Here is a 22,889-nt window from a genome sequence, read left to right as displayed (position 1 = left end):
TATTGTTCTCCGGGCTGGGTTGAGAGTCTTACCGCTGTTGCTGGAAACGGGCGAACGCTTCGGCGTCGGGATAGGAGGTCTGTGTACCCAGCGCTGTGACCGAACAGGCGGAATACGCCACCGCTTGCTCCATGGCCTGGCGAATAGCGCCGTCGCGGCTCCAGTGCTGGATGAAACAACCGATAAACGCATCACCGGCGCCGGTAGTGTCGCGGGCCACCACCCGCTGGCCGGGCACCTGGAACTCGCCCTCCGCGCCCACGTACAGCGCGCCGTGCTCGCCGAGGGTGACGATCACGTGGCGAATGCCGCTGGCCACCAACGTACGCGCGGCGCTGCGGGCCGAGTCCGGCGAGTCCACGACGCGACCGGTGATCAACGCCAGTTCCGATTCGTTGGGAATCAGGAAATCCAACTGCGCCAGGTGCTCGGCACTCAAGTCGGCCAGGGCCGGCGCCGGGTTGAGCAGCACCGTAATGCCATGACGGCGGGCAAATTCGATGGCGTAGTAGACCGTGTCCAGGTTGATCTCCAGTTGCAGCACGATCAGCGTGCATTCACGCAGGTCGGCAGCGGCCGTCTCGATGTCCGCTGGCAACAAATGCGCATTGGCACCTTTGACGATCAAAATGCTGTTATGGGAATCGGCGCGCACAAAAATCGGCGCCACGCCGCTGGAGACGCCCGGCACACGCTGCACGTAACGGGTGTCGATACCAAAACGCTGGAAGTTGGCCAGGGTGTTGTCGGCGAACATGTCGTCACCGACTTTACTCAGCATCAGCACCTGCGCCCCAAGCTTGGCTGCCGCCACCGCCTGGTTGGCGCCTTTGCCGCCACACCCCAGGGCAAAGCCCGGCGCTTCCAGGGTTTCGCCCTGGTCCGGCATGCGGTCGATGTAGGTAATCAAATCCACCATGTTGCTGCCGATGACTGCGATCTTGCCCATTGCTATCTCACCTTGTTGCGGCACGACCAGGCAGGTCGTAGCGCTCTTGTTTTGTTATTTAAATAACATTAAGTGTGATTATTCAATCTTTATTTTATGAAGATCAGTCAAGCCGCAGGAAAATGTAGCGTCTGTGTAAGCATCATCTTGTGTGCCCAGGTACAGCTCACTAAGCTGGCCGATCTTTTGCTGTGACCCGGAACCCCCATGTCTCGAAGTATTGCCCACCTCGCCTTGTTGCTCGGGTTGATCACCGCCATCGGCCCTTTCGCCATCGACAGCTATCTGCCTGCGCTACCCACCCTGGGTGCCAGCCTGCAGGCGTCGCCGGCGGCCGTGCAGATGAGCCTGACGGTGTTCTTCATGATCATTGGCGTGTGCCAGTTGTTTTACGGGCCGATCAGCGATGTGTACGGTCGCAAGCCGCCGATTTACGCGGGTCTGGCGATTTTTGCGGTGGCCAGCGTCGGCTGTGCGCTGGCGCCGACGATTGAAGTGCTGATTGGTTTTCGTGCCCTGCAAGCCTTTGGCGCCTGCGCCGGCATGGTGATCCCGCGGGCGGTGGTGCGTGACCTGTACACCGGCCACGAAGCCGCACGGTTGATGGCCCTGCTGATGCTGGTGATGAGTGTTTCGCCGATCCTCGCGCCCTTGGCCGGCAGCGTGGTGATTTCACTCTGGAGCTGGCGTGAAGTGTTCGTGGTGCTCGCAGTGGTTTCGCTGTTGTGCCTGGTGATGACCTTTGTGCAACTGCCCGAAACCCATCCTGCCGAACGCCGCCTGGGCAAGACCCTGGGCAGTGCGATCGGCAGCTACGGCGCCTTGCTGCGCGACCCGGTATTCACCGGCCTGTCGGTGGTGTGCGGGTTTGGCTTGGCGACGTTCTTTGTGTTTATCGGCAGCGCGCCGTTCGTGTACATCGAGTATTTCGGCCTGACGCCTACGCAATTCAGCCTGTGTTTTGCAGTAAACGCCGCGTCCTTCTTCGCCATGAGCCAACTGACCGCACGCCTGAGCGCGCGTTTTGGCCTGGCGCCGCTGATTCGCGGGTCGGTGATCGGCGTGGCGGTGGTTATGAGCGCGCTGGCCGTCACCACCTTGTGGAGTGACAACCTCGCCTTGATGATGGCACTGCTGTTTATCGGTTTCGGTTTTCTCGGCCTGTTATTGCCAGCCGCGGGGGTGTTGTCCATGGAGGATCACGGCGCAGTGGCAGGTTCTGCCTCGGCGCTGCTCGGTGCTATCCAGATGATCACGGCGGCCGTGTCCATGACGCTGGTTGGCGTGTTTGCCGACCATACACCTGCGCCCATGCTGGTCGGCATCGCGCTGTGTGCGGTGGCGGCGATGCTGGTGACCTTATGGACCCTGCGTCGTTTGCCGGCTCACCTGGCGCGTGATTGACGCCATTCGTCGGGGGCGTGGCCCATCCATTACAACTATCGCGGGCGGCAAAACACCTAACTCCATAGCACCTTTGACGTTCTATGGAGTTAGACATGACCGACTACCCTCGCCCACCCTTCGCGCCCCAAGCCCAGTCCGTGCCGGGCACCCAGAAGAAAATGGACCCGTACCCCGACTGCGGCGAGAAGAGCTATAAAGGCTCCGGCCGGTTGGCCAACAAGATCGCCCTGATCACCGGCGCCGACAGCGGTATCGGCCGCGCGGTGGCGATCGCCTTTGCCCGTGAGGGCGCCGACGTAGCCATCGCGTACCTGGATGAGCATGAAGACGCCCAGGAAACCGCACGCTGGGTCGAAGAAGCGGGCCGTCAATGCCTGTTGTTGCCGGGCGATATCGCGCAAAAAACCAACTGCCAGGCGCTGGTGGACAAGACCGTCGAGCAGTTTGGCCGCATCGATGTGCTGGTCAACAACGCCGCGTTCCAGATGACCCACGAAACCCTCGAAGAGATCGAGGATGAAGAATGGGTCAAGACCTTCGATATCAACATCACCGCGATGTTTAGGATCTGCAAGGCGGCCCTGCCGCATATGAAAGCCGGCAGCTCGATCATCAACACCAGTTCGGTTAATTCCGATATGCCCAAGCCAACCCTGTTGGCCTACGCCGCCACCAAAGGCGCGATTGCCAACTTCACCGGTGGTCTGGCGCAGTTGCTGGGTGACAAGGGTATTCGCGTCAACAGTGTGGCACCAGGGCCGATCTGGACGCCGCTGATTGTAGCGACCATGCCCGACAAGGATGTGCAGAGCTTTGGCTGCGAAACACCGCTCGGGCGGCCAGGCCAGCCTGTAGAGGTGGCACCGATCTATGTGCTGCTGGCCTCAGACGAAGCCAGCTATATCTCCGGCTCGCGGTACGCGGTCACTGGCGGCAAACCGATTCTCTAACTCATTGCGACTGTGTGGCAACGGCATTCTTGTGGCGAGCAGGCTTGCCCTGCGTTGGGATGCGAAGCAGCCCCAAACTCAGAGACTGAGTTCTTTCAGGAGAAATTCAGTACCTTTACTGGGACTGCTTCGCAGTCCAACGCAGGGCAAGCCTGCTCGCCACAGAGGGGCTCCAAAATCTTTGCTGTGTTAAGAACTACAAATCAAACCTGTCCACCGCCCGGCGCCGCTCGTTGTCATCGCGCACGTCATAACTGGCGGTGGTCTGGATATTGGTGTGATGCGCCAGTTTCTGCGCAATCGACAGGTCGTGTTCTTCAATCACCCGCGTGATGAACGAGCGTCGGAAGTCATGGGGCATGATCTTCACGCCCACCTGCTCACCGCGTTGACGGGCGATGTAGTAAATCGCGTGCTTGGTGATGCGTTCACGGGTGATATGGCTGCCACGGCGAATACGATTGAACAGGAAGCTATCGTCCTGCTCACCTTCCTTGAGCTGCTCGCGACGAAACGCCAGCCAGGCCTGCAATTTGTCGAACGCCCAGGCTGGGGCGTACTTGATCAGTTCTTTGTTGCCTTTGCCAATCACACGCAAGCTGCGTTCATCGAAGTTGATCTGCGCCAGGTCCAGGTTGACCGACTCCGACTTGCGCATGCCTGAACCATACAAAATGCCGATCACGGCGGCATCCCGCAGGCCTTGGGGGCGTGGGTCGGCGGCACAGACTTCCATCATTTCGCGGATCAGGGTGCGGCGCAGGTTACGGCCCTGGCTGAGGCGTGTGCCTGGCGTGGCCTTGACCGAGCGCATCTTCAACAGGTGGTCCTGGCTGATCAGGCTCATTCGCCAGGCCTCGTTCATCCCCCCGCGTACCGCATTCACATACAGCGAAGAAGTGTTCGGCGCGCAGCCGTCCTCGCGCAATGCGCCGACCAGCGCAATCACCTGTTCGGGTTGCAGCAGGTGCCAGTCGATCTCTTCCAGGTTGATATCTTCATAGCCCAGGCGGTCGGCGGCATCTTGCAGCACGTAGCGCATGGTCAGTTGGCTGGAGGGCGCCAAGCGGGTGAGGTAAAGGGTCAGTGGGTTGCGGATAGACTCAGTCAAGGTAGATCAGCCTTTGGATTAAATACCTCATTCAAGCCTTTGTTTAATCGAGGTATTTAGTGAATTGGCGGAGGTCGAGTCTAACTCAGGACCGGGCTTGGCACCAAATCACGGCACAACATCACGGCGCCGATTCGTCGTCCTCGGTCGGGTTTTCAGCCTGAGGTTGCGCCTGGGATTGGCTCCAGTCGGCATCCTGTTTGTGCATCAGTGCAAACCAGTGCTGACGCATGAACGCCAGGTAGCTGTCCGGCGCTTTGGCAAAGTCGCTTTCATCGCCATAACAGCCCGGCAGCGGCAACTCGGTGCCCTGCTCCTTGTACTGGCTGACCAGTGCCTGCTGTGCGGCAACGCTGCAGTCAGTAGGCAGCGGCATACCCCGCAGGGCACCGGCATCCTCGTCCCACCAGCTTGCGCCGACGCGATCGACACCGCGCAGGCGGTACTTCTGCGACTTGCCCACATGCATGATCAGCTTGAACTCACGCGGGCTGACATCGCTGGTGCAGGTGCGCGAGTAGCCCACCGTGGCCTGGGTAATGCCATCGCCGGCAAGATCAGTGACCTTGGTTGCCGCCCTGTCAAAACGCAGCCCTGCATCGAATTCGCAATGCTGCACATCGTCATAGAGCATCCAGACACGCTTGGGGCGGTCGCCGCCGAGCAAATACTGGGCCGCGTAGACAAATGCCGACTGGGTACCGTCGTCATCACGCTCGCTGACTTGCTCGGCGAGTACCAGCAAGTTCTTGCCTTGGTGGTCGTCCCAGGTATAGGCCGCGACCTGTTTGCCGCGCACTTCCACGCCGTCCGGCACCTGCTCGATGCTGGTCAGCGCCACGCCATCGTCGGCTCGAACGGTGGTGACACAGGCCACTACCATCAACAAGCCCATCAATGCAGGCCGCAACTGGCCGTGCAAAATTCGCACACTATTCATCCGAGTACCCTGGCAAGAGATGGCTTACTTTACCGGCACTTGAGGGCCATTGCAGAGAAGTTTGTTGAATTACCTTGCGCGCCTGCGCAGCGGTGCAGAATCCGTCGCGGTTTTGCCTGCAGAACCAATCCCCAGGCGCTTCAGCGGTTTAGCTGAACCCTACCTGTCTACCTGTCAAATAAACGAGTTTTTCATCCGCCTTTCATATTCGTTCAACAATTTTCCGCTTAATCTTGAGCGCAGGACTTGAGAACGAACCGCGTCTTCCCCGACTAACCTGTTGATTACGCTTTACCTTTCATAGTTTTCGTCTTTACTCTGCTAGCCCATGGAAGAAACCGTTGCCCGTCCTCAGGAAAGTCGAACGAATGCCGCACACCCACGCTACATTTAATCGGCCGGCGTTGTTGCCGACTGATTACTGCTGTTTTCACGCTCCAATTGTTCTAGCCCCGAGGTCATGAATCTTTGAAACCCTACCCTATTCATTGCGTGTCGATCGTTATCCCGGTCTACAACGAACAAGAGAGCCTGCCTGAATTGCTGCGTCGCACGACTGCAGCTTGCAAGCAATTGGCTTACGAATACGAAATCATCCTGGTGGATGACGGTAGCCGCGACAACTCGGCCCAATTGCTGGAAGACGCTGCCGCAGAAGACGGCAGCAACGTGGTGGCGGTGATCCTCAACCGCAACTATGGCCAGCATGCCGCGATCATGGCCGGCTTCGAGCAGTGCCGTGGCGAGGTGGTCATCACCCTTGACGCCGACCTGCAGAACCCGCCCGAAGAAATCCCGCGGCTGGTCGAGCAAGCCGCCCTGGGCTACGACGTCGTCGCCACTGTGCGTAACAACCGTCAGGATTCGGCCTTCCGCCGCTGGCCTTCGCGCCTGATCAACCTGGCCGTGCAACGCTCCACCGGCGTGGCCATGACCGATTACGGCTGCATGTTGCGTGCTTACCGACGCACCATCGTCGACGCGATGCTGGCCTGCCGCGAGCGCAGCACCTTTATTCCGATTCTGGCCAACGGCTTTGCCCGGCACACCACCGAGATCCTGGTGCACCACGCCGAGCGTGAGCATGGCGAGTCCAAATACAGCGCCATGCGCCTGATCAGCCTGATGTTCGACCTGCTGACCTGCATGACCACCACCCCGCTGCGTCTGCTGAGCATCGTCGGCTTCAGCCTCGCGGCACTGGGCATGCTGTTTGCCTTTGCGCTGGTGTTCCTGCGCTTGGTCTTCGGCGCCGAATGGGCCGGTTCAGGCATGTTCGTGCTGTTCGCGGTGCTGTTTGTGTTCACCGGCGGCCAATTCATCGGCATGGGCCTCTTGGGTGAATACCTGGGCCGCATGTACAGTGACGTGCGTGCCCGTCCACGGTTCTTTATTGAAAAGGTGCTGCGTAACCAACCCGCAGAGCCGGCTCCGGTCGTCGTGGTCGACGGCCTTACAACTTCCCACTCTCCTACTTCTCCTTCCGATCAGGTTTCGTCATGAATTCAAAAGCTGTTGTCTTCGCTTACCACGATATTGGCTGTGCAGGTATTGAAGCCCTGCTGACCGCCGGCTACGACATTGCTGCCGTGTTCACCCATGCCGACGACCCCAAGGAAAACAATTTCTACGGCTCCGTCGCCCAACTCTGCGCCCGCAACGGCATCCCGGTACATGCTCCGGAAGACGCCAACCACCCGCTGTGGATCGAGCGTATTGCCAAGCTGAACCCGGATTTCATCTTCTCGTTCTACTACCGCAACCTGCTGAGCGAAGCCCTGCTGGCCACTGCCAAAAAAGGCGCGTTCAACCTGCACGGTTCCTTGCTGCCTAAATACCGTGGCCGCGCTCCGGCCAACTGGGTGCTGGTCAACGGCGAAACCGAAACCGGCGTGACCCTGCACCGCATGGTCAAGCGTGCCGATGCCGGCGCGATCCTGGCCCAGCAAAAAGTCATTATCGACCGCACCGACACCGGCCTGACCCTGCACGCCAAACTGCGTGATGCGGCCACCAACTTGCTGCGTGATGCCCTGCCACAGCTGGCCCAAGGCAAATTGGCCGAAACGGCCCAGAACGAAAGCCAGGCCACCTACTTCGGTCGCCGCACTGCCGCTGACGGCAAGCTGGACTGGAAAAAACCGGCTGAAGAGCTGTTCAACCTGGTTCGTGCCGTGACCCAACCGTACCCAGGCGCATTCTGCGCTGTCGGCGAGCACAAACTCATCGTTTGGCAAGCTGAAGTGGTCAAGGGCAACGAAGGCCTGGCGCCAGGCCGTGTGATCAGCGTCAACCCGCTGCGCATCGCCTGCGGTGAAGATTCCCTGGTGGTCAAGTTCGGCCAGCGCAACGAAAACGGCCTGTACCTGGCCGGCCCTTCCCTGGCTGACGAACTGGGCCTGGTCGACGGTTCCGTGCTGCGCGGCGCCGAGTCCGGCCGCAAGCCACGTCGCACTCGTGTACTGATCCTGGGTGTGAACGGCTTTATCGGTAACCACCTGTCCGAGCGCCTGCTGCGTGACGACCGTTATGAAATCTACGGCCTGGACATCGGTTCCGACGCCATTGAGCGCCTGCGCAGCCACCCGAACTTCCACTACGTGGAAGGCGACATCAGCATCCACTCCGAGTGGATCGAGTACCACATCAAGAAGTGCGACGTGGTCCTGCCGCTGGTGGCCATCGCTACGCCAATCGAATACACCCGTAACCCGCTGCGCGTATTCGAACTCGACTTCGAAGAGAACCTGAAACTGGTTCGCTACTGCGTCAAGTACAACAAGCGCGTGATCTTCCCGTCGACCTCCGAAGTCTATGGCATGTGCCAGGACCAGTACTTCGACGAAGACACCTCCAATCTGGTGGTTGGCCCGGTCAACAAGCAGCGCTGGATCTACTCGGTCTCCAAGCAACTGCTGGACCGCGTGATCTGGGCTTACGGCGACAAGGGCCTGAACTTCACCCTGTTCCGTCCGTTCAACTGGATGGGCCCGCGCCTTGACCGTCTGGACTCGGCACGTATCGGCAGCTCCCGTGCCATCACCCAGCTGATCCTGAACCTGGTGGAAGGTACCCCGATCCGCCTGTTCGACGGTGGTGAGCAGAAGCGTTGCTTCACCGACATCGCCGACGGCATCGAAGCACTGGCACGCATCATTGATAACGACAACGATATCTGCAACGGCCAGATCATCAACATCGGCAACCCGGAAAACGAAGCCAGCATCCGTCAGCTGGGCGAAGAACTGCTGCGTCAGTTCGAAGCTCACCCGCTGCGCAGCAACTTCCCTCCGTTCGCCGGTTTCCGCGACGTAGAAAGCAAGGCGTTCTACGGTACCGGTTACCAGGACGTGGCGCACCGCAAGCCAAGCATCGAAAACGCCAAGCGCCTGTTGAACTGGGAGCCAACCGTTGAGATGAGCGAAACCATCGGCAACACGTTGGACTTCTTCCTCAAAGAAGCCATGCTCGAAATCGCGGACAAGAAGTAATGCAGGCAGGCTTGCGAATCGACGTCGACACCTACCGTGGCACCCGTGAGGGCGTGCCGCGGTTGCTCGAATCCCTGGATGAAGCCGGGGTAAAAGCGACGTTCTTCTTCAGCGTCGGGCCGGACAACATGGGGCGCCACTTGTGGCGCCTTATCCGCCCGCAATTTCTGTGGAAGATGCTGCGTTCCAATGCTGCCGGCCTGTATGGCTGGGACATCTTGCTGGCCGGCACCGCCTGGCCAGGCAAGCCGATCGGCCGTGACCTGGGGCACTTGATGCGCCAGGCCAAGGCCGCCGGCCATGAAGTCGGCCTGCACGCATGGGACCATCACGGTTGGCAAGCCAACACCGGGCGCTGGAGCGACGCACAGCTGGTCGAGCAGATCCGTCGTGGCGTGGACACCCTGAGCGACATCCTGGGTGAACGCATCGACTGTTCCGCAGCCGCCGGCTGGCGCGCCGATGAGCGCGTGGTGCAAGCCAAGCAAGGTTTCAACTTTCGCTACAACAGTGATTGCCGGGGCACCAGCCTGTTTCGACCAACCCTGGCCGATGGCAGTGCGGGCACCCCACAAATTCCGGTAGACCTGCCGACCTTCGACGAAGTCGTCGGGCCGGTGGTGGCTGCCAAAGATTTCAACGGCTTCATTCTTGACCGGTTCGCCGAGTCGAAGCTGAACGTCTATACGATCCACGCAGAAGTAGAAGGGATTCTGATGGCTGAAGATTTTCGCCAACTGCTCGCCCAGGCCGGGCAGCGCGGCATTGACTTCAAACCCTTGGGCGACCTGTTGCCCGCGGATGTGACCACCCTGCCCCAGCAACAGCTGGTACGCGGCGCGCTCAGCGGCCGCGAGGGTTGGCTCGGAGTACAGCAGGCATGATCCGGCGCTGGGCATTGCCCCTGCTCCTGTTGGCGTTTGCTGTGTTCTACCTGTTGCCACTGGCCAGCCATGGCCTGTGGATCCCGGATGAAACCCGTTACGCGCAGATCAGCCAGGAAATGCTGCTGACCGGCAAATGGGCCTCGCCGCACTTCATGGGTATCCGTTACTTCGAAAAACCCGCTGCCGGCTACTGGATGATCGCGCTGGGCCAAGCGATTTTCGGGCAGAACCTGTTCGGCGTGCGCTTTGCGTCGGCCTTGAGCACCGGGCTGAGCATCCTGCTGGTCTATCTGGTCTCGCGCCGGCTGTGGAACAACCCGCAAAAAAGCTTGGTCAGCAGCGTGCTGTACATGAGCTTTGTCAGCGTGGCGCTGCTTGGTGGTTACGCCAACCTGGACCCGCAGTTCACCTTCTGGGTCAACCTCACCGGCGTTGCGCTGTGGTTCTGCTTCGACAGCACCACGCGCAACGGCCGCTTGGGGTCTTGGGCATTGCTCGGCTTTGCCTGCGGCATGGGCTTCATGACCAAAGGGTTTCTTGCCTGGCTGCTGCCAGTGTTGATCGCCCTGCCCTACGCTATCTGGCAGAAACGCTTTCGTGAATTGCTTGGCTATGGTGTGGTCGCTGTGGCCGTCGCAATTATCGTCAGCCTGCCGTGGGCACTCGCCGTGCACCTGCAAGAGCCGGACTACTGGAACTTCTTCTTCTGGCATGAGCACATCCAACGCTTTGCCGGCGATGACGCCCAGCATGCCGAGCCGTTCTGGTTCTACCTGCCGCTGATGGTTGCGTTCTCGTTGCCATGGATCGCCCTGCTGCCGTCCACGGTCAAACAGGCCTGGCTGGAAAAGCGCCTGCCCAAGACCGCGTTCCTGCTGCTGTGGCTGTTGATGCCCCTGGCGTTCTTCAGTTTGGCCAAAGGCAAGCTGCCGTCCTATGTCATGCCGTGCCTGCTGCCCTTGGCCCTGTTGATAGGGTCGACGCTCAGCGACAAGTTGGCCAAGGGCCATGGCCGCGCCTTGCGCATCAACGGCTGGTTGAACCTGGCTATCGGAATCGTGGCGTTGCTGGCCATCAGTTGGTTCCAATTGAAAAAACCGGTGTATGAGCCGGGTCAGGAGACTTTCAGCCTGGTGCTGGTGTTTACTTTCCTGTTCGGCTGGATCGTGGTCAACCTGCTGCAAGCTGCACGCCCATTGAAGCTATGGGCTGCGCCGGCCATCGGCAGTTGGTTGCTGGTGGCCCTGGTGCCGGCTGCCCTTCCGCATTCGGTGGTTTATAACAAGACCCCGGACCAGTTCATCATCGACCATTTGCCCGAACTGCAACCCACCGCGGCACTGCTCAGCAATGACCTTGGCGCTGCCTCGGCGCTGTCGTGGCGCCTGGGCCGCCCGGACGTTGCGCTGTACAACACGGTCGGTGAAGTGAAGTACGGCATTGCCTATCCAGACACTGCCTATCGCAAGATCGGCACCGCCGACGTCCAGCAATGGATGAGCGAGGCGCGTAAAAAAGGCTCGGTTGGCGTCGTCATGCGGGTCAAGGGCGACGATGAAGTGGCCGAAGTGAACCTGCTGCCCCAAGACGGCAAGCGCTATGAGCAAGGCAATATCGTCATCCTGATCTTCCCACAGGCTGCGCAATGATCACCTTGCTTCTCCTGTTGAGCGCCTGCCTGCTCACCTGCATGGGCCAGGTTTCGCAAAAGTTTGCGGTAGAAAGCTGGCGTGACCAGCCCGACGGTTGGGCGCCGAAACTGCGCTCGCCGTGGCTGTGGTCGGCGCTGGTGTGCCTGGGCCTTGGCCTGCTGGTATGGCTGCTGGTGTTGCAGCGCCTGGAAGTGGGCATCGCCTACCCCATGCTCAGCCTCAATTTTGTGCTGGTGACACTGATGGCGCGGTTTGTCTTCCATGAGCAGATCGATGGCCGTCATTGGCTGGGTGTCGCGCTGGTGATTGGCGGCGTTGTGCTGCTAGGGCGTCACGTATGAGCCGCACACAAGGGTTTGCCCTGGCCTTGGGCAGTGTTGGCCTGGTCAGTGCTGCTCAATTGGGCATGCGCTGGAGCATGACGCGCCTGCCGTTGCCCACTGAGTGGCTCAATGCGTTTAACAGTCAATCGATTGATCTTGGCGCCCTGGGCGTGGTGATCCTGGCGATCATCGCCTATGCGCTGTCGATGCTGTGCTGGCTCGGCGCGCTCAAGCACTTGCCCCTGGGCCGCGCCTATTCGCTGCTAAGCATCAGCTACGCGCTGGTGTACCTGCTGGCGGCCAGCCTGCCGGTGTTCAACGAACATTTTTCGCTTTCAAAAACCCTGGGGGTGGCCTTGGTCATTCTCGGTGTTCTGGTTATTAACTCTCGTCGTGCTAGCGTTGCAAGCCCCAGGAATGCCCCATGAAAATCAGTGTATTTGGTAGCGGTTACGTCGGTCTGGTACAGGCCACCGTATTGGCCGAAGTCGGTCACGATGTGATCTGCATGGACGTGGACAAGAGCAAAGTCGAGTCGCTGCAAAAAGGCCACGTGACCATCTTCGAGCCGGGCCTGGCGGCCATGGTCAAGGAAAACCTGGAAAGCGGGCGCCTGCACTTTACCTATGATGAAAAACTCGCAGTAGAACACGGTGAGGTGCTGTTTATCGCCGTGGGCACGCCGTCGGACGAAGACGGCTCGGCCGACCTCAAGTACGTGCTTTCGGTGGGCGATGCCGTATCCCGCCATCGCGTGGAACCGGTGATCCTGGTGGAAAAATCCACCGTGCCGGTCGGTACGGGCGACACGCTGCGGGCCCATATCGAAAAAAACCTGCACATTGCCGGTCGCCACCTGGAGTTCGATATCGTCTCCAACCCCGAATTCCTCAAGGAAGGCTCGGCCGTTGCCGACTGCCGCCGCCCGGACCGCATCATCATCGGCTGTGAACGCGAAGAAGTGCGCGAAGTGATGCGTGATTTGTACGCGCCGTTCAACCGCAACCATGACCGCATCATCTTCATGGACCTGCGCAGCGCCGAACTGACCAAGTACGCCGCCAACTGCATGCTGGCCACCAAGATCAGCTTCATCAACCAGATCGCCGAGTTGGCCGAACACTTGGGCGCCGACATCGAAGCCGTGCGTTTGGGCATTGGCGCCGACTCACGCATCGGCTACCACTTCATCTACCCGGGCTGCGGCTACGGCGGTTCGTGCTTCCCCAAAGACATGCGCGCCCTGATCCACAGCGCCAAGGAAGCCAACTGCTCCAGCGACCTTCTCGAAGCGGTCGAAGCGATCAACCAGCGCCAGAAGAGCAAGCTGTTCGAGCGTATCAATGCGTATTTCAAAGGCGAACTGCAAGGCAAGACCTTCGCCTTGTGGGGCCTGGCCTTCAAGCCCAACACCGATGACATGCGCGATGCCCCAAGCCGCGTGCTGATGGAAGCCCTGTGGGCGGCCGGCGCCAATGTCCGTGCGTTCGACCCCGAAGCCATGCAGGAAACCCAGCGCATCTACGGTGACGAGTCGCGTCTGACCCTGCTGGGCACGCCGGAATCGGCCTTGAGCGGCGCCGATGCGTTGATCGTGTGCACCGAGTGGCAGCAATTCAAGGCGCCGGATTTCGAACTGATCCACGCCCGCCTGAAAAACCCGGTGATCTTCGACGGTCGCAACCTGTACGACGGCGAGCGCCTGGCGCGCAAGGGCTTCAAATATTTCCCGATGGGCCGTGGCGACTCCTGCGAGCTGCCGATTCCACAGCAAAACTGGGTAGCGCCAGCCAAGGAAGACTAAAGACGTGAACAAAGCTCAATCGCCGCTGCTTACAGCAACGATCCGCAATCAGTCGCTGGGGCTCGGGCTCCTGGCGCTGGTGCTGTTTATTGTCGGCAACTGGCACCAGGCAATCATCGGCTTTGACTCGCGTTTCGTGGTGTTTGCCCAGGAAATGCTGCGCCATGGACCGAGTTTTTTCCCCACCACCTATGGCCAGCCTTACGCGGACTACCTGGCGACCTCGACCCTGCTGACCTGGCTGTTGTCCCTGCCGTTTGGCGAGGTCAGCAGCCTCACCGCGTGGTTGCCCACCTCCATCGCCTCGGCGGTGATCGTGGTGCTGGCGTATCGCCTTACGGCGCCCTACTCCACGCGCTGGGGCTTGCTCAGCATCGCGATGCTGCTGCTCAGCAGCACCTTCATCAGTGAAACCCGCGCGGTGTCGCTGGACCAGATGCTCGCGGCCATCGCCTTGACCGTGTTCTATCTGGGCTATGCCCATGACCACTTCGGGGCAGCCAAACGCTTGCATTGGCTGTTTTTGCTGCTGATCCTGGGCTTTGCGGTGCGTGGGCCAATCGGCCTGGTGATCCCCACTGGCGTGCTGTGCAGCTATTACCTGATCAACCGCCAATGGCGCCAACTGTTCACCTTCGGCTTTATCGCCCTGGCAGTGCTGGCGGCGTGTGTCGGCCTGTTGCTGCTGCTGGCCAAGCTCAGTGGTGGCGAGGACTTCATGCAGGACGTGATCCGCATGCAGTTCCTGGGGCGCATGGACGGCACCGAAGGTTCCAGCGGCGTGCTGTATTACTTCACCAGCTCCATGGGCAACTATGCGCTGGCCTATCCACTGGCGTTGCTGGTGCTGCTGGCAGTCGCCAGCGGCGGTCGTCGGTCACCCGACCCGGCACTGAAACTGGTGCTGTATTGCGCGGCGGCAGGTTTGCTGGTGATGCTCGGCCTGTCGGTCCCTCAGGCCAAGAAGGCACGTTACATCCTGCCAATGCTGCCCATGGCGGCGATCATTGCGGCCTACCCGTTCCAGGTCACCCAGGGGCGGCTGTTCGCCTGGCTGCGCGGCTTGATGCTGGGCATCTGGACGCTGCTGCCGGCGCTGCTGGTGATCGGGCTGGTGGTGGCGCGCAAGCGTTACCCGGCACAGCTGGACAACCTGGGCTTGGTCCTCGGCGTGCTTGGCGTGCTGCAAATAGTGTCGCTGTTGTCACTGCTCAAGGCGCGTCTACGCCCGCTGGGGTCGGCACTCGCGGCGGTGCTGGCGCTGTGGTCGACCTACATTGTGGTGGTCGAGCCATTGGAGCGTACGCTTTACGACACCCGCACATTTAGCCTTGGCGTCAAAGAACAGATCATGCAGCAACCGGCCCCCGTGGTGCTGCATGGCTTGGGCAAAGATGCAAAAGCCATCAAGTTCATGGTCAACTTCAACTGCGATAAGGTGCCGCTGTTTACCCAGTCGGCTGCAGACCTGGCGCCACTGCAAGGTCCGGCATGGCTGGTAATGAGCACGAAAGACTTCGAAAATCTGCAGGATCCGCGCTTGCGTTCGATCACACCGACACTCACCGGGGAGTTCGACAAAGACCCGTATGTGTTGCTCCATCTAGAGAAAGTCAGCGCGCCGTAATTACGCTGACAGTGGTCTGACGGAAACAGCGCCCACTCCTTCAAGAGTGGGCGTTTTTCGTTATGACTGCCCGGAAAGCCCCTACATGGCTATGCGTAAACGCTGGCGCACTTTGCCTTTCGATGCCCGGAACCCAAATGTAGACTCCTTTGTCATGTGCGTTAACTATCTACTACCGGGCGCCGTCAGCCTTCCACGCACACAGACCTGCTTGATCAAAAGGGCAATGCCGTGCCAGAAGACCTGTTGCTTATCCCTGCGCCGAGGCTGGATCGATTGATGGCATTGCGCGATGCCTTGGTGGCATTGAAGGGGCCTTTGGCCGACGACCCTGCCTTGCGAGAGAACCTGCAAAGGCAGCTGTTCAACGAAGAGGCTGATAGCCGCGTACTCGGACGCATCAGCACGCCGCTGCCGCAACCGACGCATCGGATCACCTATGACGAGGGTCACTAACTGCATTATTTTTGCATTTAACCCTCATTAATATGCATTGGCGCCATGGCATCAAGCTCGGCACACTGCACAGGTTCCTCCCCCAAATGTTGGAACGTTCAAAGGGCTTATCCGGGCAACCAGGCGAGCCTTTTTTTTCGTCTGCTGCTTTATGGATCGTGTCGATGCTCGCTCGCTGGTTACCCGCTGCAATCAATACCCGCCCCGCCGAATGGAGCCGCGCCGCCATTGGCATGGCCTTGGGCACGCTATTGAGTGTCTGGGTGTGTGCCCAGGTATTCGGTATGGAAGTCGCCTTGCACCTGCTCGGCCCGCTGGGGGCATCGGCGGTTTTGCTGTTTGCCGTGTCCTCCGGTGCGCTGGCACAGCCCTGGTCGATTATCGGCAGCTACTTGTGCGCTGCCGTTGTGGCTCTGCTGGTGGCGCGGGTGCTTGGCCGCACGCTGGGCAGCGCATGCCTGGCTGCGGGCATGACCGTCGTGTTGATTTGCTGGCTGCGCTGCCTGCACCCGCCCGCCGGTGGCTTGGCCATGACGCTGGTGCTCGCCGATCCGGCCTCTATTGCTCTGGGTTGGCAGGAAGTGGGGCCGGTGATGCTCGGGGCTGGCGCGCTGCTGGCCGGTGCGCTGGCCTATAACAACGTGACACGCACGCGTTACCCCAAAGGCGCGATCGAATCGCCCGCCGTGGTCCTGGGCAGCACAGCGCCGGTGACAGATGCCGCCATCACGGCAGCCGATCTGAAACTGGCCCTGGCCGAGATGGAACGGTTCTTTGATGTGGAGCCGACGGAGTTGGAGCAACTGATTCATGCGGCTGAAGGGCATGCCCGGCGCCGCAGCATCGGTGAAGTGCTGGGTCGCCGCAGCGCTGCATAAATGCAAAAACGACCTGCATGATTCCGGGTTGTACTGGGCAAATTTGCACTGGTACGATCGCGAGATAGTTCGTGCGCGAACATCTTGATAAAGAACAATAAAAGCAGGGAGTTAGTGATGACTGCTCAGGTTTCATCCGAAGCAAGCCACACCAGGATTCTTCAGGGCGAGGTGCTGGCCGAAGTCCGTAACCATATTGGCCACCTCACCCTCAACCGCCCCGCTGGCTTGAATGCCATCACTCTGGAGATGGTCCGCAGCCTGACCACACAACTGCTGGCTTGGGAGAGCGATCCGCAGGTGTATGCCGTGGCCCTGCGCGGTGCCGGTGAAAAAGCGTTCTGCGCCGGTGGCGACATTCGCTCTCTCTACGACAGCTTCAAGCAGGGCGACAGCCTGCACCAGGACTTCTTCGTCGAGGAATACGCCCTCGACCTGGCAATTCACCATTACCACAAGCCCGTGCTGGCCCTGATGGACGGCTTTGTCCTCGGCGGTGGCATGGGCCTGGTGCAAGGCGCCGACTTGCGTGTGGTGACCGAGCGCAGCCGCCTGGCGATGCCGGAAGTGGCCATTGGTTATTTCCCGGACGTAGGTGGCAGCTATTTCCTCTCGCGCATCCCTGGCGAGCTGGGGGTTTACCTTGGGGTCACCGGCGTGCAGATTCGCGCCGCCGATGCGCTGTACTGCGGGCTGGCGGACTGGTGTATCGACAGCGCGAAACTCGCCGAACTCGATCAGAAGCTCGACCACCTGCAATGGCAGGATTCGCCGCTCAAGGACCTGCAGGGCGTATTGGCAAAGCTCGCGGTACAACAATTGCCCGACGCCCCGCTGGCCGCGCTGCGCCCGGCGATCGACCACTTCTTTGCGTTGCCGGATGTGCCGAGCATGGTCGAGCAACTGCAGCAAGTCACTGTCGCCGACAGCCACGAATGGGCGCTCAGCACCGCCGCCCTGATGCAGACCCGCTCGCCGCTGGCAATGGCCGTTACCCTGCAGATGCTGCGCCGTGGCCGGCGCTTGTCGCTGGAGCAGTGCTTCGCATTGGAATTGCACCTGGATCGCCAGTGGTTCGAACGCGGCGACCTGATCGAAGGCGTTCGCGCGTTGATTATCGACAAAGATAAAACCCCGCACTGGAGCCCCGCGACGATCCATGAGTTGGACGCCAGCCATGTCGAGAGCTTCTTCAGCGACTTCAAGCAGAGTGGGAAATAAGCCATGCAAGATATTGAATACACTGAAGAACAAGTGATGATTCGCGACATGGCGCGCGACTTTGCCCGTGGCGAAATCGCCCCGCATGCGCAAGCCTGGGAAAAAGCCGGCTGGATCGATGACGCCCTGGTCGCGAAGATGGGCGAACTCGGCTTGCTGGGCATGGTGGTGCCGGAAGAATGGGGCGGCACCTATGTCGACTACGTGGCGTATGCCCTGGCCGTCGAGGAGATTTCCGCCGGTGATGGCGCCACCGGCGCACTCATGAGTATCCATAATTCAGTCGGTTGCGGGCCAATCCTCAACTACGGCACCGATGCGCAGAAACACACCTGGCTGGCTGACCTGGCCAGCGGCCAGGCCATTGGTTGCTTCTGCCTCACCGAGCCTCAGGCCGGTTCCGAAGCCCATAACCTGCGCACCCGCGCCGAGCTGCGCGACGGCCAGTGGGTGATCACCGGTGCCAAGCAGTTCGTCAGCAATGGCAAGCGCGCCAAGTTGGCCATTGTGTTTGCGGTGACGGACCCGGAACTGGGCAAGAAAGGTATTTCTGCCTTCCTGGTGCCCACTGACACACCAGGCTTTGTGGTCGACCGTACCGAACACAAGATGGGCATTCGTGCCTCGGACACCTGCGCCGTCACGCTGAACCAGTGCACAGTACCCGAAGCCAACCTGTTGGGTGAACGCGGCAAGGGCCTGGCCATCGCCCTGTCCAACCTCGAGGGTGGACGCATCGGCATTGCCGCCCAAGCGTTGGGCATCGCCCGTGCGGCGTTTGAGGCGGCGCTGGCGTATGCGCGTGATCGGGTGCAATTCAACAAGGCGATTATCGAGCACCAAAGCATTGCCAACCTGCTGGCCGACATGCAGACCCAGCTCAATGCCGCCCGCCTGCTGATCCTGCACGCCGCACGTCTGCGCAGCGCCGGCAAGCCGTGCCTGTCGGAAGCCTCCCAGGCCAAGCTGTTTGCTTCGGAGATGGCCGAAAAGGTCTGCTCCTCGGCGATGCAGGTCCATGGCGGGTATGGGTATCTTGAGGACTACCCGGTGGAGCGCTACTACCGGGATGCGAGGATTACGCAGATATACGAAGGCACCAGCGAGATTCAGCGGATGGTGATTGCCAGGGAGCTGAAGAACTACCAGCTCTAAAAGCCACACAAGACCAATGTGGGAGCTGGCTTGTCGAATCGTCGCACCGCTGCGATAGCATCACCTCGGTCTAACCGATAAACCGAGGTGTCTGCATCGCAGGCAAGCCAGCTCCCACCTTTTGATCTTCAGTGTTTACGGCCGGGTTACTGGTCCTTGAACTCCGGCGCACGCTTGGCCACAAATGCCGCCATACCTTCCTTCTGGTCCTGGGTGGCAAACGCGGCATGGAACACGCGGCGCTCAAAGCGCACGCCTTCAGACAGGCTCACCTCAAACGCACGGTTCACGCTTTCCTTGACCATCATGCTGATCGGCACGGACTTGCCGGCAATCAAGGTCGCGGTTTTCAGCGCTTCTTCAAGCAGGTCATCGGCCGGCACAATGCGCGCCACAATCCCGCAGCGCTCAGCTTCAACGGCATCAATAAAGCGCCCGGTCAGGCACATTTCCATGGCCTTGGCCTTGCCCACGGCGCGGGTCAGCCGTTGGGTGCCGCCCATGCCGGGCAGTACGCCGAGGTTGATTTCCGGCTGGCCGAACCTGGCGCCGTCACCGGCCAGGATAAAGTCGCACATCAAGGCCAGTTCACAGCCGCCGCCCAGGGCGAAACCGTTGACCGCAGCAATGATCGGCTTGCGGCGGTTGGCGACGCGGTCGCTGTCGCTGAACAGGTCGTCGAGGTAGATCTGCGGGTAGGTCAGCTCGGCCATCTCTTTGATGTCGGCGCCGGCGGCGAAGGCTTTTTTCGAGCCGGTCAGCACGATGCAGCCGATCTGCGGGTCGGCTTCCAGGCCGTCCAGTGCCTGGTTCAACTCGCTGACCAACTGGGCGTTCAAGGCGTTCAGGGCTTGCGGGCGATTGAGGGTAATCAGCCCGACGCGGCCCTGGACTTCGAGCAAAAGGGTTTCGTAACTCATGTATCGGCTCCTTAAAGGTTGCGTGAGATGACCATGCGCTGAATATCGCTGGTGCCTTCGTAAATCTGGCAGACCCGCACATCGCGGTAGATCCGCTCCAATGGGAAGTCGCTCAGGTAACCGTAACCGCCCAGGGTTTGCAAGGCGGCCGAGCAGACTTTTTCGGCCATTTCCGAAGCAAACAGCTTGGCCATCGACGCCTCGACCAAGGCCGGCTTGCCGCTGTCACGCAGGGCTGCGGCGTAATGCACCATCTGCCTGGCCACCGCGATTTGCGTGGCCATGTCGGCCAACCTGAAGGCCACGGCCTGGTGTTCGATCAGCGCCTTGCCGAAGCTTTCGCGCTCACGGGCATAGTCACGCGCGGCTTCGAAGGCGGCGCGGGCCATGCCCACCGATTGCGAGGCGATGCCGACGCGGCCGCCTTCGAGGTTGGCCAGGGCGATCCTGTAGCCTTCGCCCTCCTCGCCCAAACGGTTGGCGACTGGGACTTTTACGTCTTCGAAGAGGATCTGGCAGGTGTCGGACGCATGTTGGCCGAGTTTGTCTTCAACCCGCGCCACCGTGTAGCCCGGCGAGTCGGTCGGCACGATAAACGCGCTGATCCCACGCTTGCCTGCGGCCGGGTCGGTGACGGCAAACACAATCACGATCCCGGCGTTCTGCCCGGAGGTAATGAACTGTTTGCAGCCATTGAGCACGTAATGGTCGCCCTCAAGGCGTGCGCGGGTTTTCAGGCTGCTGGCATCGGAGCCTGCCTGCGGCTCGGTCAACGCAAAGGCACCGAGCATGGCGCCACTGGCCAGCGGCGTGAGGAACTGCTGTTTCTGCTGCTCGTTACCGAATTTGAGGATCGGCACGCAACCCACCGAGTTGTGCACACTCATGATGGTCGAGCACGCGCCATCGCCGGCGGCAATTTCTTCCAGGGCCATGGCGTAGGCCAGGTAGCCCGTGTCGCAACCACCCCACTGTTCCGGTACCAGCATGCCGAAAAAGCCCAGCTCGGCCATTTCGCCAATGGCTTCCTTGGGGAAACGGTGCTCGCGGTCCCACTCGGCGGCGAAGGGTTTCAGGCGTTCCTGGGCAAATTGCCGGGCCGCTTCGCTGATTTGCAGTTGTTCGTCATTGGGCAGCATGTTGAGTCCTTAATACAGGCATTCGACGGCCATGGCCGTGGCTTCACCGCCGCCGATACAAATGGCGGCAACCCCGCGCTTGAGGCCTTTCTGGCGCAGGGCCGAGAGCAACGTCACCAGGATGCGCGCACCGGAAGCACCAATTGGATGCCCCAAGGCACAGGCGCCGCCGTGAATATTGACCTTGCTGTGGGGGATTTCCAGCTTGCTCATGGTCACCAGGCTGACCACCGCGAAAGCTTCGTTGATTTCAAACAGGTCAACGTCGCCCAGGTTCCAGCCGGTCTTGCTCATGAGCTTGCGAATCGCACCCACGGGCGCCACCGGGAACAGCCCCGGCTCGTCGGCAAAGGCCGCATGCCCGTGGATCACCGCCAAGGGCTTGAGGCCACGCTGTTGCGCCTCGGACTGGCGCATCAACAGCAACGCCGCCGCACCATCGGAAATCGAGCTGGAGTTGGCCGCCGTCACCGTGCCGCCCTCGCGGAACGCCGGCTTCAGGCTGGCGATCTTGTCCAGCTTGGCCTTGGGCGGTTGCTCGTCATGCAGGATGGTCTTTTGCTCTTTGCCGACGGTGACCTGCACCGGGACGATCTCAGCAGCAAAGCTGCCATGGGTGATGGCCTCTTGCGCGCGGGTCAGCGAGGCAATGGCGAAGGCGTCCTGGGCTTCACGGGTGAAGCCATTGTGCTCGGCGCAGTCTTCGGCAAAGGTGCCCATCAGGCGGCCCTTGTCGTAGGCGTCTTCGAGGCCGTCGAGGAACATATGGTCAAGCACCTTGCCGTGGCCCATGCGGTAGCCGCTGCGCGCGCGGTCGAGCAGGTACGGCGCGTTGGACATGCTTTCCATGCCGCCGGCGACCACCACGTCGACACTGCCGGCCAGCAGCGAGTCGTGGGCGAGGATGGTCGCTTCCATGCCCGAGCCGCACATCTTGTTCAAGGTGGTGCAGCGCGTGGCCTTGTCCAGCCCGGCGCCCAGCGCCGCTTGACGCGCAGGCGCCTGGCCCAGGCCTGCGGGCAGCACGCAGCCGAACAGCACTTCGTCCACGGCATCCGGGGCAATCCCGGCGCGTTCGACGGCGGCGCGGATCGCGGCAGCGCCCAGTTGCGGCGCGGTCAGGCCCTTGAGGTCGCCCTGGAAGCCGCCCATGGGTGTGCGCACGGCGCTGACAATAACAATCGGATCGTTCATGGGGTGTTCTCCTTACTTGGCTGCCATACGCAAGGCGCCGTCGAGACGGATCACCTCGCCATTGAGCATGCTGTTTTCAATGATGTGGCGTACCAGCGCGGCGTACTCGGACGGTTTGCCCAGGCGTGGCGGGAATGGCACACCCGCGGCCAGGGAATCGCGCACTTCGGGGGTCATGCCGGCCATCATCGGCGTTTCGAAAATGCCCGGGGCAATAGTCATCACGCGGATGCCAAAGCGCGCCAGTTCGCGGGCAGCGGGCAAGGTCAGGCTGGCGATGGCGCCTTTGGAGGCGGCATACGCCGCCTGGCCTATCTGCCCGTCAAAGGCGGCTACCGACGCGGTGTTGATGATCACGCCGCGCTCACCGTCGGCGTTCGCCGCGGTTTCAGCGATGGCGGCAGCCGCCAGGCGCAACAGGTTGAAGCTGCCGATCAGGTTGACGTTGATCACCTGGGCAAAGCTGGCCAAGGCGTGTGGGCCATTTTTGCCGAGGATTTTTTCGCCGCGTACCACTCCGGCGCAGTTCACCAGGCCGTGCAGGCCGCCAAAGGCTGCAACGGCGGCGTGTACGGCCGCTTCGGCGGCGGCCTCCTGGCTGATATCGGCCACGGCGCTGCGGGCGTTATCGCCCAGTTGCTTGGCTTTGGCCGCCACAGCGTCGGCGTTCAGGTCGACCAGCATCACCTTGGCACCAGCGGCAATCAACATCTCAGCGGTGGCCGCGCCGAGGCCCGAAGCACCGCCGCTGACCAGGAATACCTTGTTTTCAATCTGCATCATTG

General features: G+C 60.9%; 21 protein-coding genes. 14 read left to right on the top strand and 7 right to left on the bottom strand.

Annotated features, from left to right (window positions below; translation table 11 throughout):
• Positions 1-28: 28 nt before the first annotated feature.
• Positions 29-949 carry a ribokinase gene (gene rbsK / locus AB4P96_RS16725; protein ID WP_170037387.1) on the bottom strand — a complete coding sequence of 307 codons (921 nt, stop codon included), beginning with the start codon at positions 947-949 and terminating at the stop codon, positions 29-31.
• Between the two features lie 207 nt (positions 950-1,156).
• Between rbsK and AB4P96_RS16720 the strand changes: the two genes are divergently transcribed.
• Positions 1,157-2,353 (top strand): multidrug effflux MFS transporter, encoded by a 1,197-nt coding sequence (locus AB4P96_RS16720; protein WP_017135711.1) that lies wholly within the window; start codon positions 1,157-1,159, stop codon positions 2,351-2,353.
• Positions 2,354-2,448: 95 nt separating this feature from the next.
• Positions 2,449-3,306: a glucose 1-dehydrogenase gene (locus AB4P96_RS16715; RefSeq protein WP_099549754.1), complete on the top strand. Its 858-nt coding sequence runs from the start codon at positions 2,449-2,451 to the stop codon at positions 3,304-3,306.
• A 196-nt stretch (positions 3,307-3,502) separates the two neighbouring features.
• Here the strand turns inward: AB4P96_RS16715 and xerC are convergent, their stop codons facing one another.
• Both xerC and AB4P96_RS16705 read right to left on the bottom strand, forming a co-directional pair.
• Complete coding sequence (gene xerC, locus AB4P96_RS16710) at positions 3,503-4,417, bottom strand: tyrosine recombinase XerC (RefSeq protein WP_395599808.1); 915 nt, start codon at positions 4,415-4,417, stop codon at positions 3,503-3,505.
• Between the two features lie 121 nt (positions 4,418-4,538).
• Positions 4,539-5,357 carry a M949_RS01915 family surface polysaccharide biosynthesis protein gene (locus tag AB4P96_RS16705; protein ID WP_186616878.1) on the bottom strand — a complete coding sequence of 273 codons (819 nt, stop codon included), beginning with the start codon at positions 5,355-5,357 and terminating at the stop codon, positions 4,539-4,541.
• A gap of 468 nt (positions 5,358-5,825) precedes the next feature.
• Here AB4P96_RS16705 and arnC point away from each other — a divergent pair, with 468 nt between their 5' ends.
• From arnC to AB4P96_RS16645, 12 genes are all read left to right on the top strand, one after another.
• Positions 5,826-6,860, top strand: a complete 1,035-nt coding sequence (gene arnC / locus AB4P96_RS16700) for an undecaprenyl-phosphate 4-deoxy-4-formamido-L-arabinose transferase (protein WP_099549751.1) — start codon at positions 5,826-5,828, stop codon at positions 6,858-6,860.
• Positions 6,857-8,848 (top strand): bifunctional UDP-4-amino-4-deoxy-L-arabinose formyltransferase/UDP-glucuronic acid oxidase ArnA, encoded by a 1,992-nt coding sequence (arnA, locus tag AB4P96_RS16695; RefSeq protein WP_017135715.1) that lies wholly within the window; start codon positions 6,857-6,859, stop codon positions 8,846-8,848. The genes arnC and arnA overlap by 4 nt, the downstream gene beginning before the upstream one ends.
• On the top strand, positions 8,848-9,732 hold the full coding sequence (gene arnD / locus AB4P96_RS16690) for a 4-deoxy-4-formamido-L-arabinose-phosphoundecaprenol deformylase (RefSeq protein ID WP_099549750.1): 885 nt from the start codon (positions 8,848-8,850) through the stop codon (positions 9,730-9,732). Before arnA ends, arnD begins: the two co-directional genes overlap by 1 nt.
• Positions 9,729-11,384: a lipid IV(A) 4-amino-4-deoxy-L-arabinosyltransferase gene (gene arnT / locus AB4P96_RS16685; protein ID WP_395599807.1), complete on the top strand. Its 1,656-nt coding sequence runs from the start codon at positions 9,729-9,731 to the stop codon at positions 11,382-11,384. Before arnD ends, arnT begins: the two co-directional genes overlap by 4 nt.
• On the top strand, positions 11,381-11,728 hold the full coding sequence (gene arnE / locus AB4P96_RS16680; protein ID WP_017135717.1) for a 4-amino-4-deoxy-L-arabinose-phosphoundecaprenol flippase subunit ArnE: 348 nt from the start codon (positions 11,381-11,383) through the stop codon (positions 11,726-11,728). Before arnT ends, arnE begins: the two co-directional genes overlap by 4 nt.
• On the top strand, positions 11,725-12,138 hold the full coding sequence (arnF, locus tag AB4P96_RS16675; protein ID WP_017135718.1) for a 4-amino-4-deoxy-L-arabinose-phosphoundecaprenol flippase subunit ArnF: 414 nt from the start codon (positions 11,725-11,727) through the stop codon (positions 12,136-12,138). Before arnE ends, arnF begins: the two co-directional genes overlap by 4 nt.
• A complete protein-coding gene (locus tag AB4P96_RS16670) occupies positions 12,135-13,514 on the top strand; it encodes a UDP-glucose/GDP-mannose dehydrogenase family protein (protein ID WP_017135719.1) in 1,380 nt (459 codons plus the stop codon). Before arnF ends, AB4P96_RS16670 begins: the two co-directional genes overlap by 4 nt.
• 4 nt (positions 13,515-13,518) lie before the next feature.
• Complete coding sequence (locus tag AB4P96_RS16665) at positions 13,519-15,141, top strand: ArnT family glycosyltransferase (RefSeq protein ID WP_395599806.1); 1,623 nt, start codon at positions 13,519-13,521, stop codon at positions 15,139-15,141.
• A 279-nt stretch (positions 15,142-15,420) separates the two neighbouring features.
• Positions 15,421-15,597, top strand: a complete 177-nt coding sequence (locus AB4P96_RS16660; protein ID WP_138450507.1) for a type VI secretion system contractile sheath small subunit — start codon at positions 15,421-15,423, stop codon at positions 15,595-15,597.
• A 164-nt stretch (positions 15,598-15,761) separates the two neighbouring features.
• Positions 15,762-16,475 carry an HPP family protein gene (locus AB4P96_RS16655; protein WP_395599805.1) on the top strand — a complete coding sequence of 238 codons (714 nt, stop codon included), beginning with the start codon at positions 15,762-15,764 and terminating at the stop codon, positions 16,473-16,475.
• A gap of 117 nt (positions 16,476-16,592) precedes the next feature.
• Positions 16,593-17,696, top strand: a complete 1,104-nt coding sequence (locus AB4P96_RS16650) for an enoyl-CoA hydratase/isomerase family protein (protein ID WP_395599804.1) — start codon at positions 16,593-16,595, stop codon at positions 17,694-17,696.
• Positions 17,697-17,699: 3 nt separating this feature from the next.
• Entirely contained in the window at positions 17,700-18,851 is a 1,152-nt protein-coding gene (locus AB4P96_RS16645; protein WP_099549746.1) for an acyl-CoA dehydrogenase family protein, read from the top strand.
• A gap of 146 nt (positions 18,852-18,997) precedes the next feature.
• On the opposite strand, the gene AB4P96_RS16640 is transcribed toward AB4P96_RS16645, so the two are convergent.
• From AB4P96_RS16640 to AB4P96_RS16625, 4 genes are read right to left on the bottom strand one after another with little or no spacing between them, the layout of a single operon-like run.
• On the bottom strand, positions 18,998-19,771 hold the full coding sequence (locus AB4P96_RS16640; RefSeq protein WP_017138783.1) for an enoyl-CoA hydratase: 774 nt from the start codon (positions 19,769-19,771) through the stop codon (positions 18,998-19,000).
• An 11-nt stretch (positions 19,772-19,782) separates the two neighbouring features.
• Positions 19,783-20,910, bottom strand: coding sequence for an acyl-CoA dehydrogenase (locus tag AB4P96_RS16635; protein ID WP_017138784.1), 1,128 nt, complete (start codon positions 20,908-20,910; stop codon positions 19,783-19,785).
• 9 nt (positions 20,911-20,919) lie between these two features.
• On the bottom strand, positions 20,920-22,104 hold the full coding sequence (locus AB4P96_RS16630; protein ID WP_138450501.1) for an acetyl-CoA C-acyltransferase: 1,185 nt from the start codon (positions 22,102-22,104) through the stop codon (positions 20,920-20,922).
• Positions 22,105-22,116: 12 nt separating this feature from the next.
• A complete protein-coding gene (locus AB4P96_RS16625; protein ID WP_099549743.1) occupies positions 22,117-22,884 on the bottom strand; it encodes an SDR family NAD(P)-dependent oxidoreductase in 768 nt (255 codons plus the stop codon).
• Positions 22,885-22,889: the final 5 nt, after the last annotated feature.

Source organism: Pseudomonas sp. B19125, from assembly GCF_044218855.1.
Lineage (GTDB): Bacteria > Pseudomonadota > Gammaproteobacteria > Pseudomonadales > Pseudomonadaceae > Aquipseudomonas > Aquipseudomonas edaphica.
This window is presented reverse-complemented; position numbering and strand designations above follow the sequence as displayed.

What these genes read in the sequence shown, in the direction of transcription:
- arnF (WP_017135718.1), top strand. Translation starts at nt 11,725, where the DNA reads ATGAGCCGCACACAAGGGTTTGCCCTGGCCTTGGGCAGTGTTGGCCTG.
- AB4P96_RS16655 (WP_395599805.1), top strand. Translation starts at nt 15,762, where the DNA reads ATGCTCGCTCGCTGGTTACCCGCTGCAATCAATACCCGCCCCGCCGAA.
- AB4P96_RS16635 (WP_017138784.1), bottom strand. Translation starts at nt 20,910, where the DNA reads ATGCTGCCCAATGACGAACAACTGCAAATCAGCGAAGCGGCCCGGCAA.
- AB4P96_RS16715 (WP_099549754.1), top strand. Translation starts at nt 2,449, where the DNA reads ATGACCGACTACCCTCGCCCACCCTTCGCGCCCCAAGCCCAGTCCGTG.
- arnA (WP_017135715.1), top strand. Translation starts at nt 6,857, where the DNA reads ATGAATTCAAAAGCTGTTGTCTTCGCTTACCACGATATTGGCTGTGCA.
- AB4P96_RS16650 (WP_395599804.1), top strand. Translation starts at nt 16,593, where the DNA reads ATGACTGCTCAGGTTTCATCCGAAGCAAGCCACACCAGGATTCTTCAG.
- AB4P96_RS16645 (WP_099549746.1), top strand. Translation starts at nt 17,700, where the DNA reads ATGCAAGATATTGAATACACTGAAGAACAAGTGATGATTCGCGACATG.
- AB4P96_RS16625 (WP_099549743.1), bottom strand. Translation starts at nt 22,884, where the DNA reads ATGCAGATTGAAAACAAGGTATTCCTGGTCAGCGGCGGTGCTTCGGGC.
- AB4P96_RS16705 (WP_186616878.1), bottom strand. Translation starts at nt 5,357, where the DNA reads ATGAATAGTGTGCGAATTTTGCACGGCCAGTTGCGGCCTGCATTGATG.
- arnD (WP_099549750.1), top strand. Translation starts at nt 8,848, where the DNA reads ATGCAGGCAGGCTTGCGAATCGACGTCGACACCTACCGTGGCACCCGT.
- arnT (WP_395599807.1), top strand. Translation starts at nt 9,729, where the DNA reads ATGATCCGGCGCTGGGCATTGCCCCTGCTCCTGTTGGCGTTTGCTGTG.
- AB4P96_RS16670 (WP_017135719.1), top strand. Translation starts at nt 12,135, where the DNA reads ATGAAAATCAGTGTATTTGGTAGCGGTTACGTCGGTCTGGTACAGGCC.
- arnE (WP_017135717.1), top strand. Translation starts at nt 11,381, where the DNA reads ATGATCACCTTGCTTCTCCTGTTGAGCGCCTGCCTGCTCACCTGCATG.
- rbsK (WP_170037387.1), bottom strand. Translation starts at nt 949, where the DNA reads ATGGGCAAGATCGCAGTCATCGGCAGCAACATGGTGGATTTGATTACC.
- AB4P96_RS16660 (WP_138450507.1), top strand. Translation starts at nt 15,421, where the DNA reads ATGGCATTGCGCGATGCCTTGGTGGCATTGAAGGGGCCTTTGGCCGAC.
- AB4P96_RS16720 (WP_017135711.1), top strand. Translation starts at nt 1,157, where the DNA reads ATGTCTCGAAGTATTGCCCACCTCGCCTTGTTGCTCGGGTTGATCACC.
- AB4P96_RS16640 (WP_017138783.1), bottom strand. Translation starts at nt 19,771, where the DNA reads ATGAGTTACGAAACCCTTTTGCTCGAAGTCCAGGGCCGCGTCGGGCTG.
- AB4P96_RS16630 (WP_138450501.1), bottom strand. Translation starts at nt 22,104, where the DNA reads ATGAACGATCCGATTGTTATTGTCAGCGCCGTGCGCACACCCATGGGC.